Here is a 13,932-nt window from a genome sequence, read left to right as displayed (position 1 = left end):
CCCGCCATGTCCAGCCACGACACCCCGCTGCAAGACCTCGCCGCCCCCGAAGGCGTTTGTTACGGCTGCGGCGGCCGCAATCCGCAAGGCCTGCACGTGAAAAGTCGTTGGGATGAGGACGGCAACCACGTCATCGCCGAGCATCTGCCCGAAGCGCAATATTGCGGCTGGCCGGATCTGGTTTACGGCGGGCTGATTGCCATGCTCGTCGACTGTCACTCCAACTGGACCGCCATGGCCTGGCACTACCGCGCAGAAAACCGCGAAGCCGGCAGCCTGCCGCGCATCGACTGCGTCACCGGTAACCTCGGGATCAAGTTCATCAAGCCAACGCCGATGGGCGTACCGCTGCTCTTGCGTGCACGGGTCGAAGGTGAAGTCGGGCGCAAGACCCGGGTGATTTGCGAGGTGTATGCAGGGGAAGTGCTCACGGCAGTGGGTGATTCGGTATTTGTGCGGGTGGATACGGGGCAGTTGGCGGATGCAGCGCATGGCCGCGAAAGCCAAAGCCCCTCACCCTAGCCCTCTCCCTGTATGTACCGGAGACATGGTGGACACATTTTCGGAGACATGGTGGACGGTTTTAGATCTTCTTACCTGCCGTCACGATCTGCAAGTTCAAGTCGATTCGAGCGACACGATGTCTACTCCAGTAGACATCGTGGATGCCGTCTTCCGTCGTCTCCCTGATCGCTATGCACCTGCCGTAAAAAGCCTTTCCGATCTTGTATTCCCGGTTTTTCCAGAAGATTTCACCTCCCACCTGTACCTTCCTGACCACATCTGCGTCGTTGTAATCCGGCTCCGCCGGTTGCTCCTGATATTCCCGTGGGCTGCCACTGTAACGAGTCGCCGGCACCGCCATGCCCAGCGCCTGATGAGGGCGCTTCTGGTTGTAGATGTCGCGCCAGGTATCAAACGCCCGTTGTGCGTCGTCGAGATCGGTGAAATACCGGCCTTGCAGGACTTCACTTTTCAGGCTGCGATGGAAGCGTTCCAGTTTTCCCTGAGTTTGCGGGTGATAAGGCCGGGAGTGGCCAACCTTGATGCCCTGGCTCATCAGCCAGACTTCCAGCGCGGTGTAAACGCCAGTCTGATCGCCCCATGGCGAGCCGTTGTCCATCGTCATGCGTAACGGCAAGCCGTAACGTCGAAACGCCCGCATTAGATGGTCCTGAACGGTTTGGCGCTGCTCATTGGCACATGCGGCAATACACAACGAAAAGCGTGAGTGATCGTCCAGTATCGTGAATGGATGACAGCGTCCTTGGCTCAGGCCGAAGTGTCCCTTGAAGTCGATCTGCCATAGATCGTTAGGCGCTTCGTGCTCAAATCGGATAAATGGTTTGATCTCGGCAGCCTTTGGATCAACACGCGAATGACGCTGTAAAACCGCATGCACCGTGCTGACAGAGGGCATCACAGCGCCTTCGTCTTCCAGCACGCGCTTGAGCTTGCGGGCACCCCAAGCCTCGTATTGCTGACTCATGGTCAAAATTTGCTGCTCAACCTCTTCAGCACAACGTTTGGGTGATGTTTTCGGTCGCCGGGACTGATCGTGCAAGCCCTCTGCACCCGAGGTTTCAAACCTGTTGAGCCATTTGTAGGCAGTACTTGGGCTGATATTGAATCGACGGCAAAGCTGCCGAACATTCGCCCCTTCTTGCCGAGCTAAACGCACAAACTCTGTACGAAGTTGCATGGTGGATGCCTCTTGCCAGGACACAGGTCATCTCCTTGATGATGAGCAATGTGCCTATTAAAAAGTGTCCACCATGTCTCCGAACACCTGTCCACCATGTGTCCGGTACATACACTCCCAAAGGGAGAGGGAACTGACCGCAGTGTCTGGTGCAGATACACCGACCTGGGAAACCGAGTCGAACTCAAATCCTGAAAAAACCCTCACCCTAGCCCTCTCCCAGAGGGAGAGGGAATTGACCGCAGTGTCTGGTGCAGATACACCGACCTGGGAAACCGAGTCGAACACAAATTCTGAAAAGCTTGAAAATCGGCTCCCTCTCCCTCGGGAGAGGGCTGGGGTGAGGGGCTGCGGTTCAAGCCACGCAGCCACACTCAAGCCGAAAGCGAAACGTTCGTAGCCAGCTCTTCAGCGCGACAACGCCGCCACACCAGCGCGCGCCGCATGCAGTTTTTTATAGCTCTCGATCAAGCGCAAATGCCGATCCAGCCCTTCCAGCTTCATGCTCGTTGGCGTCAAACCGTAAAAACGCACACTGCCATTCACCGAACCAATCGCCGCATCCATACGCTCGTCACCAAACATCCGGCGGAAGTTGGCCTCGTAGTCTTCCAGCTCGAGATCCTCGTCCAGCTCCATCTCCAGCACCACATTCACAGCCTGATAGAACAAGCCACGCTCAACAGTGTTGTCGTTGTATTGCAGGAACGCCTCAACCAGATCCTTCGCCTCGTCAAACTTCTGCAGTGCGAGGTAGATCAGCAGGCGCAGTTCCAGAATCGTCAGCTTGCCCCATGGTGTGTTGTCATCGAACTCGATGCCGATCAGCGTGGTGATATCGGTGTAGTCATCCTGCTCGCTGCGTTCCAGGCCCTGGACCAGATTGCGCAAGCCAACCTTACTGAGGTTGTGCAGATTGAGGATGTCGGCGCGGAATTGCAGGGCTTTGTTGGTGTTGTCCCAGATCAGGTCTTCGATCGGGTAGATCTCCGAGTAATCCGGCACGAGGATGCGGCAGGCCTTGGCGCCGATGTGCTCGTAGACCGCCATGTAGACTTCCTTGCCCATGTCTTCGAGGATGCCGAACAGGGTCGCGGCTTCTTCGGCGTTGGAGTTTTCGCCTTGGCCTGAGAAGTCCCACTCGACGAATTCGAAATCCGCTTTGGCACTGAAGAAGCGCCACGACACCACACCGCTGGAATCGATGAAGTGCTCGACGAAGTTGTTCGGTTCGGTCACTGCCTGCCCGGAGAAAGTCGGCTGCGGCAAGTCGTTGAGGCCTTCGAAGCTGCGGCCCTGGAGCAGTTCGGTCAGGCTGCGTTCCAGCGCAACTTCCAGGCTCGGGTGCGCGCCGAAGGAAGCGAAGACGCCGCCGGTGCGCGGATTCATCAGGGTCACGCACATCACCGGGAATTCACCGCCCAGCGAGGCGTCCTTGACCAGCACCGGGAAGCCCTGCTCTTCCAGGCCTTTGATGCCGGCGAGGATGCTCGGGTATTTCTCCAGTACCGCTTGCGGTACGTCCGGCAGGGCCATTTCGCCTTCGAGGATTTCGCGTTTGACCGCGCGCTCGAAAATTTCCGACAGGCACTGCACCTGCGCTTCGGCCAGGGTGTTGCCGGCGCTCATGCCGTTGCTCAGGTAGAGGTTTTCGATGAGGTTCGACGGGAAGTACACCACTTCGCCATCCGACTGGCGCACAAACGGCAGCGAGCAGATGCCGCGCTGGGTGTTGCCGGAGTTGGTGTCGTACAGGTGCGAGCCACGCAGCTCGCCGTCGCGGTTGTAAATGCCGAGGGTGTAGTCGTCGAGAATCTCGCTGGGCAATTCGTCCTTCGGACCCGGCTTGAACCATTTCTCGTCCGGGTAATGGACGAATTCGGCGTTGGCGATGTCTTCGCCCCAGAACTGGTCGTTATAGAAGAAGTTGCAATTGAGGCGCTCGATGAACTCGCCCAGCGCCGACGCCAGTGCGCCTTCCTTGGTCGCGCCCTTGCCGTTGGTGAAGCACATCGGCGAATGCGCATCGCGAATGTGCAGCGACCAGACGTTGGGCACGATGTTGCGCCACGAAGCGATTTCGATCTTCATGCCGAGGTCGGCAAGGATCTTCGACATGTTGGCGATGGTCTGTTCCAGCGGCAGGTCCTTGCCGGCGATGTAGGTGCCCGCCTGGGAATCGGACTGCGGCATCAACAAGGCCTGGGCATCGGCGTCGAGGTTGTCGACTTCTTCGATGATGAACTCGGGGCCGGTCTGCACCACTTTCTTCACGGTGCAACGGTCGATGGAACGCAGGATGCCCTGGCGATCCTTGTCCGAAATATCGGCGGGCAATTCGACCTGGATCTTGAATATCTGGTTGTAGCGGTTTTCCGGGTCGACGATGTTGTTCTGCGACAGGCGAATGTTCTCTGTCGGGATGTTGCGCGTGTCGCAGTACAGCTTGACGAAGTAAGCCGCGCACAAGGCCGACGACGCCAGGAAGTAGTCGAACGGCCCCGGTGCCGAGCCATCGCCCTTGTAGCGAATGGGCTGATCGGCGATCACCGTGAAGTCGTCGAACTTGGCTTCAAGTCGAAGGTTGTCGAGAAAGTTGACCTTGATTTCCATGCGGGATTACCAGAATACGGCTAAACGAATGGCGGCCATTATCCGGTTTTTGTGCGGGAAGTCTCGCCCTTTCGGGATTCGCCGCTGGCCGGCGGTTCTGGAAATTCCAACGGATTCGCTACACTTTGAAAAAATCCAGGCGATACCAATAACAACAATCTGAACATTGTGCGCTCGCCATTGTTCTAGATTCAGAAGACACCGGATCAAGGACGAGCACATGGCCGTTACTCTCCCTGCGCAGCCAATCCCCACCCCGCAACGCGCCGTGACCCGGCGCCTGGCCATCGCCGTTGGCGCACTGTTCGTTGCGGGTGTCATCGCCGCGATCAGCACCTTGCTTGGGATCGCCAATACCCTTGACGCGAAGGATCTGGAACAGAACCAGTTCTATTCCGTGCGCGCCGTGGAAAACCGCATCACCGCGTCGAAAAACTACATCACCAGTTATGCCTACTGGACCCGCGCCTATGAGGCCTTGAGCGGGCCGATCGACGTCAACTGGGCCTACACTGAACAAAACATGGGCAAAACCATGTTCACGACCGACGGCTATGACGGCGTGTTTGTCCTCGATCGCAATCGCACCAAGTACGCGGTGATTCGCGGGCAGATGCTCGAAACCGACGTGGCCACGGTGCTGCAAGCGCCCGCCTCGACGCTGGTCGAGCAGGTGCTGAGTCAGCCTGACCTGACCAAGCCGATCAGTAGCTATTCATTGTTCGAAGGCTGGCCGGCGCTGATCACCGCTGCCGCGATCATTCCCAACGACGAGCGCCCGCTGGATGAACTGAGAAACACCTCGGTGCTGGTGTTCGTCGACAAGCTGACCCCGACCAAACTGCGCAAGATCGGCAGCGGTTATGGCCTGACGAACCTGACCCTGGTCCCGGACGACACCGTTGAAAAAGGCCATCCAAGCGTGCCGCTCGACAGCACCGGCTACAGCCTGGTCGCCGACCTGCAACGACCCGGTCAGCAATTGTTGTGGACGCTGGTGCCGCCGCTCGGCGCGACGTTTCTGGTGCTGATGCTGCTGACGGCATACTTCTTCCGCCACGCCCTGCGTTCTTCGCAATACGTCGACAACAGTATCCATGCCATGCAGGCCTCGAATCAGGCACTCGAGAAAGCCAATCATGCCCTCGAAGCCAGTGAAGAACGCTTTCGCGCCGTGGCCGAAGCGGCGTCAGACTGGATCTGGGAAGTTGATGATCAGTTGGCGCTGACCTATCTGTCGGCACGCTTCAGCGAAGTCACCGGCTACCCGCAAGCCCTGTGGCTGGGCCAGGACATCGGCGAATTACTGACTTGCGACACCACGCCACTGGAACTATGGCTGCGCAAACTCAGCGAAGAAAACAGCGCCGGCGATTTGCGCTGTACTTATCGCGATCACTCCGGGCAGCCACGCCACTGCCGGCTCTCGGCGCGGCCGATTTTCGACAAGGACAGCGTCGTCGGCTATCGCGGCACTGCCAGCGATATCACCGACGAAGTCGCCGCCCATGCGCAGATCCAGCACCTGTCGATGCATGACGCCCTGACCGGTCTGCCCAACCGCAACAAACTGGCGCGCTATCTGGATGAAGTGCTGCTATTGAAAGAACACTCGCCACCGCTGTCGCTGCTGATGATCGATCTGGACAACTTCAAACCGATCAACGATTCCCTCGGCCATCCTGCCGGTGACGCGGTTCTCCAGGAAGTCGCCACGCGTCTGCGCGAATGCACCCGCGAGCACGACCTCGTCGCCCGCCTCGGTGGTGATGAATTCGTCGTAGTGCTCAATGGCATGGACAGCCATAACGAGATCGACAAATTCTGCACACGGCTGATCGGCAGCCTGCATCAGCCGATCCTCTACGAACAGCATCCGCTGCATATTGGCGCCAGCATCGGCATCGCCCTGAGTCGCCGGCACGGTTTCGTCGCCAGCGATCTGATCCGCTATGCCGACATCGCGCTGTATCAGGCCAAATCCGACGGCAAGAACACCTGGTGCTATTTCGAAGCGCACATGAGCGACCAGATCCAGACGCGCCGGCAAATGGAAGATGACCTGCGCCATGCGCTCAAGCACAACGAATTCGTCCTGCACTATCAGCCGCGCTACAAGGTCGATGGCAAGCACATCGTTTCGGTGGAAGCGCTGGTGCGCTGGCAGCATCCGACCCAGGGCTTGCTCGGGCCAGACGTGTTCATTCCACTGGCCGAGCAGACCGACCTGATCGTCCCGCTGGGCCGCTGGGTGCTGCGCGAAGCCTGCGAAACCGCGCTGGAATGGCCCCATGACATTCTGCTGTCGGTCAACCTCTCGCCTGCGCAGTTCGCCCTCAGCGATGTCGTCGAGGATGTTCGTGAAGTGCTGGTGGATACGCGTTTCCCGGCCAGCCGTCTGGAGCTGGAGATCACCGAAAACGTGATGCTCAACGACACCGATGGCGCGCTGACCACCATGAATCAGCTCAAGGAGCTCGGCGTGCGTCTGAACATGGACGACTTCGGCACCGGTTATTCGTCGCTCGGTTATCTGCGCGCTTATCCGTTCGACGGGATCAAGATCGACAAGCGCTTCATCGCTTCAATCAGCAGCGGCAGCAATGACCGCGCCGTGGTGCAGGCGATCATCGGCCTGGGCAAGGCGATGGGTTTGACGGTGACTGCCGAAGGCGTCGAGACCGAGGAGCAACTGGCGATTCTCGGCAAGGATCAATGCAACGAAGTGCAGGGCTACTTCATGAGTCGGCCGATCGACAAGGCGGCTTTTGCTGATCTGCTACGAGCTTCGCGACTGTCGCTGGTGAGCAAAAAAGGTCGGGTGACGTGAATCTCAGCTATCGCTGGCAACGCGCACTTTGCCGCTGAACACGCGGAAACCGAAGGTGTTGTAGGCCAGCGTGATGGGGATCAGCACGGCGAATCCGACCAGCATGAAGATCTGGCTGGTGGGGCTTGAGGCTGCTTCGCTCAAGGTCAGATCCGGCGGAATGATGAATGGATACAGCGCGACCAGCATCACCGCGAAAGCCAGCACACAAACGCCCAGTGCGGCGAACAGTGGGATGAAATCGAAGCGGCAGTGAAAGCCTTTGCTGAACACCCATCCTAGAGCGCTGACGATCAGTCCTGCCGGCAACCACAGGCGAATATCGGCGAGCCTCCGGGCATATTGCGGCTGCAACGTCGCCGTCCATGCGATCAGCACCAGCAATAACGCCACAACGACCAGCGACAGCACGCGGGCCTCGCGCGCCGAGTGCTGCTGCAGTTCATCAAGGGTGCGCCAGTACAACCAGCACGTCCCCAGCCAGACGTAACCGAGCACCAGCACCAAACCACAGAACACCGGGAACGGATTCAGCCAGTCGCGGCCATCGCCGTGGTACTGACCGCCCTGATGCGCAACGCCTTGCACGAGAGTGCCGAGCACCATCCCCTGAACACACCCGGTCAGCAGCGAAGCCAGCGCCAACACGCCGTCGACGATGCGCTTGCGTCGTTCGTTCGGTGCGTAATCGCGAAACTCCAGCGCCATGGCCCGCGCGATCAAGGCGAGGAACATCACGATAAAAGGCACGTACAAGGCCGGAAGCAAGATCGCGTACGCCAGCGGAAACAACGCCAGCAGCCCGCCGCCGCCGAGCACCAGCCAGGTTTCGTTGGCGTCCCACACCGGCAGAATCGACACCGCCATCGCCCTGCGCTGCTTGCTGCAAGGCGTGAGGCCCATGAGCATGCCGACGCCCAGATCGGTGCCGTCGAGCACCACGTAGTTCATCACCGAGAACGCCAATGCGGCAGCGCACAACAGAGTCAGCCAGTCGGTGTCCATGTCTGCGACTCCTCAGTGCCCGGTTTCGTCGGCAAGCGTGGGCTGCGGCCCGGGTTGATCCTGCTGCGGCGGCTCGCGTAACAGGCGCAGCAACACCCACAGACCGATGCCGAAGATCAGCAGATAAAACAACAAAATCAGCCACGTCGAGCCGACGACTTGAGCCTTGGACACCGATGACAGACTGTCCGCCGTGCGCATCAATCCGTAAACCGTAAACGGCTGTCGCCCCACTTCGGTGACGACCCAGCCGCTAAGCATCGCCAGAAACCCGACCGGCGCCAGCAGCACGCACGCGCCCAGCCAGCGCCGTGCCGTGTACAGGCGATTACGTCGGCGCAGGATCAGGCTGACCACACCCTGCCCAAGCATCAACAGTCCCAGCCCGACCATCAGCCGGAACGCGAAAAACACCGGCGCCACGGGCGGGATGTCCTCAGCCGGGAACTCATCAAGCGCGGCGATGGTGCTGGTCAGGTCATGCTGCAGGTACAGGGAGCCGATGCGTGGAATGGCGACTTCCCAATGGTTGCGCCGCTCGTGCATATCCGGCCATGCGAACAGGCGCAGTGGCTCCCCTGCCCCTTGGGCCGGGCGCGTCCATGAAGCTTCGATTGCCGCGACTTTCTGCGGCTGGGCTTGCAAGCTGTGTCGCCCATGCAAATCGCCGACGACAATCTGCACCGGCATCAGCAGCGCAATCACCCATAGCGCCATGGAGAATTGCAGGCGAGCACGCGGGTTTTCCCGGGCCTGGCGCAATTGCCAGGCGCTGATCCCGGCAATCAGCGTCGCGCTGCCGATGAACACAGCGAGCAGCATGTGCGCCAAGCGATAGGGAAACGAAGGATTGAAGATGATCGCCCACCAATCCTCGGCGAGGAAACGCCCGTCCGCGCCAATCGAATAGCCGGCGGGGGTTTGCATCCATGAGTTGGCGGAAAGAATCCAGAACGCGCTGATCAGCGAGCCCACCGCCACCGCACACGTGGCAAAAAAGTGCAGACGCGGACCGACTTTCTTTAAGCCGAACAGCATGATGCCGAGAAATCCCGCTTCGATGAAAAACGCCGCCATCACTTCATAGAACATCAACGGGCCGAGGACATCACCGGCCTGCACCGACAGCCGCGACCAGTTGAGGCCGAACTGATACTCCAGAATCAATCCCGACGCCGTGCCCACTGCGACATTCAGCGCAAACACCTTGAGCCAGTAGCGATAGACATCCAGATAAACCTGACGCCCGGTCCTCAACCACAACGCTTCCAGCACCATGAGGAAATTCGCCAGACCGATGCTGAACGCCGCCAGCACGATGTGAAAGCTGATCGTGATCGCGAACTGAGCGCGGGCGGCCATCAGGGCCGAATCAACAGGCTCCATCCATCAGCCGCTGTAGAACACAGCAAGCTTGTTGCCTTCGGGATCGCGCAGATAGGCCACGTAAAAGTCCGGCGTATAGGCCTCGCGAGTGCCTGGCGCGCCTTCGTCGCTACCGCCATGGTCAAGCCCGGCCTTGTGCACCTGATCGACCTTGTGCCGGGAGTCGGCGCGAAATGCCGGCATCATGCCGTTGCCGGGCGTCGCCGGCTCACCATTGAACGGTTTCGAGATGTGCACACTCCCGGGGCCGTTGGACTTGTCGGCGCAATCGGGCAAGTAGAAACAGTAGTGTTCTTCACGGTCATGCCGGTAGCCAAGCGGCGTCAGGATCGCCTTGTAAAAAGCCACCGAACGCTCGACATCGTTGGCGCCGATAAACAGATAACTGAGCATGGGATGTCCTCCGATGGCAGCTGTCAGCGCTGTGGCTGTTCCTCGTTCAGGGTAAAAACATTGCCAGCGTCACGCACCAATTGGCGCCATTCGGCACTGGTGATCAGGCCCTGCTCCTCCATCTGATCCGCAGCCTTGAGCAACTCGTCATATTGCTGTTCCGGATCCAGATCGCCCTCGGCCTGCTCCGCCATCCTGCGCCATGCCGCCAGTGATGCCTTCTTTTGCTGATCGAACATACGGGTATCTCCTGAGGGACTTACCCGGTAGAAAAAACAACGCGACAGAGGTTCAGGGCAGACGACGGATGGACGGTTGATACGCAAAACCTTGTAGGAGTGAGCCTGCTCGCGATAGCGGTATATCGGTCAAATTAAATTTGAATGTTCCTCCGTCATCGCGAGCAGGCTCGCTCCCACAAAAGCAAAAGCAAAAGCAAAGCAGCGCAGCTGCCCGCGGCGCAGCCGCCCCACTCAACAATGAGCGCAAGCTCGAGTGCGTTTGATCTTGCTTTTGATCCACCGGCGACGTCGGAAGGCTGAGTGGAGGGATTGATCCGGGCGTGGGAGCGCAGCGACCGTTCGACGAAGTCGAACACAGCGGAAGGAGGTGCAGCGAAGCAAACCGTAGCCGCTGCGCCCGGATCAGTCCCGTAGCGAAGGTACCCGAGCCTGCGAGGGCCGAACGTAGGAGCAAGCCTTTTCGGTTACCTTTTTGGCGTCTGAAAAAGGTGACTCGCCGTAAGGGCGAAACCGCCAGCCGCAACACCGCAAAAAACGGATATTCACCCAAACCAACCAAAGCTTGGTCGGCCCAAAGGCCGCCAAGCCCCAAAAAACCCCGCAAAGTCAAAACCGCTCCGCCACCCGCTTGTACGCATAATCCGGCTCCCGATACTTGCCCGGCTTCTGCCGTTTCGGCAACTCGACCTTGTCGCGCTCAACCTCCTCATAGGGGATGCGACTGAGCAGATCAGTGATGATGTTCAGCCGTGCACGACGTTTGTCGTTGGAATCGGCAACCCTCCACGGCGCCCAATCGGTATCGGTATGCTTGAACATCTCGTCCCGCGCCCGTGAGTAGTCATACCAGCGACTGTAGGATTTCAGATCCATGGGTGTCAGTTTCCAGGTCTTGCGCCCGTCATTGATTCGCGCTTCGAGCCGGCGGGTCTGTTCCTCCGGACTGACCTCAAGCCAGTACTTGAGCAGGATCACCCCCGAATCGACGATGGCGTTCTCCACCCAAGGGATCGACTTGAGAAACTTGTCAGCCTGTTCTTCCGTGCAAAAGCCCATGACCCGTTCGACGCCGGCGCGGTTGTACCAACTGCGGTCGAAAATCACCACCTCACCGCCCGCCGGCAGATGCGGCAGGTAGCGCTGCACATGCATCTGGCTCTTTTCGCGATCGGTTGGCGCCGGCAGTGCCATCACCCGGAACACCCGTGGGCTGACGCGTTCCGTGATCGCCTTGATCACCCCGCCCTTGCCCGCACCGTCGCGGCCTTCGAAAACAATGCACACCTTGACACCTTTGGCGATGACCCACTCCTGCAGCTTGACCAGTTCAATATGCAGCTTGCGCAGCTGTTCCAGATAGTCCTTGTTTTTCAAGCGTGGACGTTCGATTGCCTTCGCAGGTTTCTTCTTGTCTTTCGCCATGAACCTGTCCTCGCGCTTCAACAGCCCGCTGAATTTGTTTATTGACCCGATGGCCCTGATCCGTGAGGTTAGTTGACGCCCGGTTGTTTGCCATCGCCGGGCAAAAAAGCCCTGTCGCCATGTGTTTCCTGGGTTTGTTCCGACGTCGCACTGTTCATTGCCCGATCCCCTGTTTGCTGGAGTTTTTCGATGCCGTCGCCCAAATCATTGCCCACTGCCCTGCTCGGTCTGGCCCTGGCCTGCCCGGTGATGGCCGAGACCCAAGGTCTGGAGCTGGGGCAAGTGCTGATTTCGGCAGATGAGCGCAGTGGCAGCGATGCAGCGGTCGAAGAAGCGCGGGAACGCCTTGAGCAGGTTCCCGGCGGCGCCAACGTGGTCGACATGCGCCAGCCGTTGCAGGGCCGTGTTGCCAGCAATCAGGATGTGCTCGCCTATCAGCCGGGGGTGTATGCGCAGTCGGCGGGCAACGAAGGCGTGAAGATTTCCATCCGCGGTTCAGGCATCAACCGTGCACCCGGCGCCCATGCGTCGGGGCTGTACACGATGCTGGATGGCTTGCCCCTCACCGGCCCCGGCGGCACGCCGTATGAATTGCTTGAGCCGTTGTGGGTCGACCATGTCGAAGTCCTGCGCGGCGCCAACGGCTTCGATCGCGGCGCGCTGGCGCTGGGCGGCGCTATCGATTACGTCAGCCACACCGGTTACACCGCGCCGAAGCTGCAAGTGCGCTACGCCACCGGCAGCCATGGCTATCAGCAGCGCCAGGTCAGCTCCGGGCAAGTGCTGGGGGATTTCGATTACTACGTGTCCCTGACCGATGCCAATGCCGACGGCTATCAGGACCACACCGCCAGCGAGAGCAAAGGCCTGATCGCCAACTTCGGCTATCGCTTCAACCCGAACCTGGAAACCCGCTTCTATTTTCGCTACCGGGAAACCGACAACGACCTGGCCGGCCGCGTGACCAAGCATTCCATCGAACACAGCCCACGGGCAGCCAACCCGGCGTATGTGGCCCGCGATGACAGCCGCAAGCAGCCCGGCAGTACCTTCATCGGCAACAAGACCACGTTCTATCTCGATGACGATTCGAGCATCCAGACCGGCCTCGCCTACCACGACTATCCGATGGATTTGCGCGAAGGCCCGAACCGCCTGAAGGTGGCTTATACCGACGTCAGTGGCACCTTCGATTACAAGCGCCGCGACACGCTGTACGGTATGGAAAGCCGCAGCAACGTCGGCCTGCGCGTGACCAAGCACCTGCCCAACGACGGCGCCAGCGAGTTCGTGCGCATTCCGAGTGGCAACACCGCCAGCTATGCCCCGGGCACGCGGATGCGCAATTTCACTTACCAGGGTTCGGATACCGTGCTGCATTTTGGTAACGAACTGGAAATCGCTGACGACCTCTGGCTGACCACCGGCCTTGCCGCCATCTACACCCGCCGCGAAAGCGCCGTGACCTATCCGCAGGGTGGCGGCAAGACCAGTCTCAGCGATTGGGACTATGCTCCCCGCATCGGCCTGCGCTACCAGATCACCCCGGACGTGCAAGTGTTCGGCAACCTCAGCCGCTCCGTCGAAGCACCGCACCCGTGGTCGCTGATCTACAGCTCCAATGTGCGCTTCCCTGCCGGCAACGGCGCCGCCACCGGCACCCAGCGCGATCCGGTCGAACTGCAAAACCAGACTGCAACCACTCTGGAACTCGGCGGCCGTGGCGACAGCAAACTGGGCGATTGGAGCCTGGCCTGGTACTACGCGCAAGTTCGTCACGAACTGCTCTCGGTACTGCCGGACGCCAACGCCGTCACGCCCTACGAACTCAACGCCAGCCCGACCGTGCACCAGGGCATCGAGGCCAGCCTGAACAGCAAACTCTGGACCGCCGCCGACGGCCGCCAGCTGAGCGTGCGCCAGGCCTACACCTTCAGCGACTTCCACTACCGCGACGACGAACGCTTCGGCGACAAACGCCTGCCGGGCCTGCCAATGCATTATTACCAGGGCGAACTGCGTTACGACTGGCCGCAGGGCTTCTTCGCCGCCGTGAACACACAATTGGTGTCCAAAGTTGCCGTGGACTACGCCAACAGCTACTACGCCGACCCTTACGCCCTGTTCGGCGCCACCCTGGGCTACAACGCGCCGAAGGGCGACTGGCAAGGCTGGGTCGACATGCGCAACCTGACCGGCAAGCGTTATGCGGCAACAGTCACGCCGGGGTATGACGACAAAGGTCTGGATGCTGCGCGGTCGACCCCGGGTGAAGGGATGGGGGTTTATGTTGGGGTTTCGTGGAGTTTGTTGTGAGGCCTGTTGGCTGTAGACGGACA

General features: G+C 59.8%; 10 protein-coding genes. 3 read left to right on the top strand and 7 right to left on the bottom strand.

All coding sequences use genetic code 11. From position 1 onward, the window contains the following. Positions 1-6 precede the first annotated feature (6 nt). Positions 7-522: a PaaI family thioesterase gene (locus HU724_RS12630; RefSeq protein WP_110599289.1), complete on the top strand. Its 516-nt coding sequence runs from the start codon at positions 7-9 to the stop codon at positions 520-522. Between the two features lie 61 nt (positions 523-583). On the opposite strand, the gene HU724_RS12625 is transcribed toward HU724_RS12630, so the two are convergent. Both HU724_RS12625 and HU724_RS12620 read right to left on the bottom strand, forming a co-directional pair. Further along, complete coding sequence (locus HU724_RS12625; RefSeq protein ID WP_437180352.1) at positions 584-1,726, bottom strand: IS481 family transposase; 1,143 nt, start codon at positions 1,724-1,726, stop codon at positions 584-586. 384 nt (positions 1,727-2,110) lie between these two features. Further along, complete coding sequence (locus HU724_RS12620) at positions 2,111-4,315, bottom strand: OsmC domain/YcaO domain-containing protein (RefSeq protein ID WP_186569049.1); 2,205 nt, start codon at positions 4,313-4,315, stop codon at positions 2,111-2,113. Between the two features lie 220 nt (positions 4,316-4,535). Between HU724_RS12620 and HU724_RS12615 the strand changes: the two genes are divergently transcribed. Next, the gene (locus tag HU724_RS12615; protein ID WP_186569048.1) at positions 4,536-7,145 is read left to right on the top strand and encodes a bifunctional diguanylate cyclase/phosphodiesterase; all 2,610 of its coding nucleotides are present in this window, start codon (positions 4,536-4,538) and stop codon (positions 7,143-7,145) included. Between the two features lie 3 nt (positions 7,146-7,148). Here the strand turns inward: HU724_RS12615 and cydB are convergent, their stop codons facing one another. The 5 genes from cydB to ppk2 all read right to left on the bottom strand — a co-directional run bounded on the left by cydB (position 7,149) and on the right by ppk2 (position 11,593). Then, positions 7,149-8,150 (bottom strand): cytochrome d ubiquinol oxidase subunit II, encoded by a 1,002-nt coding sequence (cydB, locus tag HU724_RS12610; RefSeq protein WP_186569047.1) that lies wholly within the window; start codon positions 8,148-8,150, stop codon positions 7,149-7,151. A gap of 12 nt (positions 8,151-8,162) precedes the next feature. Continuing rightward, positions 8,163-9,512, bottom strand: coding sequence for a cytochrome ubiquinol oxidase subunit I (locus tag HU724_RS12605; RefSeq protein ID WP_225927684.1), 1,350 nt, complete (start codon positions 9,510-9,512; stop codon positions 8,163-8,165). 27 nt (positions 9,513-9,539) lie between these two features. Further along, positions 9,540-9,929, bottom strand: a complete 390-nt coding sequence (locus HU724_RS12600; RefSeq protein WP_186569045.1) for a VOC family protein — start codon at positions 9,927-9,929, stop codon at positions 9,540-9,542. A 23-nt stretch (positions 9,930-9,952) separates the two neighbouring features. Then, positions 9,953-10,168, bottom strand: a complete 216-nt coding sequence (locus HU724_RS12595; RefSeq protein ID WP_016774424.1) for a hypothetical protein — start codon at positions 10,166-10,168, stop codon at positions 9,953-9,955. Positions 10,169-10,777: 609 nt separating this feature from the next. After that, on the bottom strand, positions 10,778-11,593 hold the full coding sequence (gene ppk2, locus HU724_RS12590) for a polyphosphate kinase 2 (protein WP_186569044.1): 816 nt from the start codon (positions 11,591-11,593) through the stop codon (positions 10,778-10,780). A 189-nt stretch (positions 11,594-11,782) separates the two neighbouring features. Between ppk2 and HU724_RS12585 the strand changes: the two genes are divergently transcribed. Beyond that, positions 11,783-13,909: a TonB-dependent receptor family protein gene (locus tag HU724_RS12585; RefSeq protein ID WP_186569043.1), complete on the top strand. Its 2,127-nt coding sequence runs from the start codon at positions 11,783-11,785 to the stop codon at positions 13,907-13,909. Positions 13,910-13,932: the final 23 nt, after the last annotated feature.

This window comes from Pseudomonas iranensis, assembly GCF_014268585.2.
In the GTDB taxonomy this organism is placed as follows: domain Bacteria; phylum Pseudomonadota; class Gammaproteobacteria; order Pseudomonadales; family Pseudomonadaceae; genus Aquipseudomonas; species Aquipseudomonas iranensis.
Note: the sequence above shows the minus strand (reverse complement) of the source record. Positions and strands in the feature narration are given on the sequence as shown.

Excerpts from the sequence above, each read along its gene's own strand:
- HU724_RS12630 (WP_110599289.1), top strand. The coding sequence starts at position 7 with ATGTCCAGCCACGACACCCCGCTGCAAGACCTCGCCGCCCCCGAAGGC.
- HU724_RS12585 (WP_186569043.1), top strand. The coding sequence starts at position 11,783 with ATGCCGTCGCCCAAATCATTGCCCACTGCCCTGCTCGGTCTGGCCCTG.
- HU724_RS12620 (WP_186569049.1), bottom strand. The coding sequence starts at position 4,315 with ATGGAAATCAAGGTCAACTTTCTCGACAACCTTCGACTTGAAGCCAAG.
- ppk2 (WP_186569044.1), bottom strand. The coding sequence starts at position 11,593 with ATGGCGAAAGACAAGAAGAAACCTGCGAAGGCAATCGAACGTCCACGC.
- HU724_RS12600 (WP_186569045.1), bottom strand. The coding sequence starts at position 9,929 with ATGCTCAGTTATCTGTTTATCGGCGCCAACGATGTCGAGCGTTCGGTG.
- HU724_RS12615 (WP_186569048.1), top strand. The coding sequence starts at position 4,536 with ATGGCCGTTACTCTCCCTGCGCAGCCAATCCCCACCCCGCAACGCGCC.
- HU724_RS12605 (WP_225927684.1), bottom strand. The coding sequence starts at position 9,512 with ATGGCCGCCCGCGCTCAGTTCGCGATCACGATCAGCTTTCACATCGTG.
- cydB (WP_186569047.1), bottom strand. The coding sequence starts at position 8,150 with ATGGACACCGACTGGCTGACTCTGTTGTGCGCTGCCGCATTGGCGTTC.
- HU724_RS12595 (WP_016774424.1), bottom strand. The coding sequence starts at position 10,168 with ATGTTCGATCAGCAAAAGAAGGCATCACTGGCGGCATGGCGCAGGATG.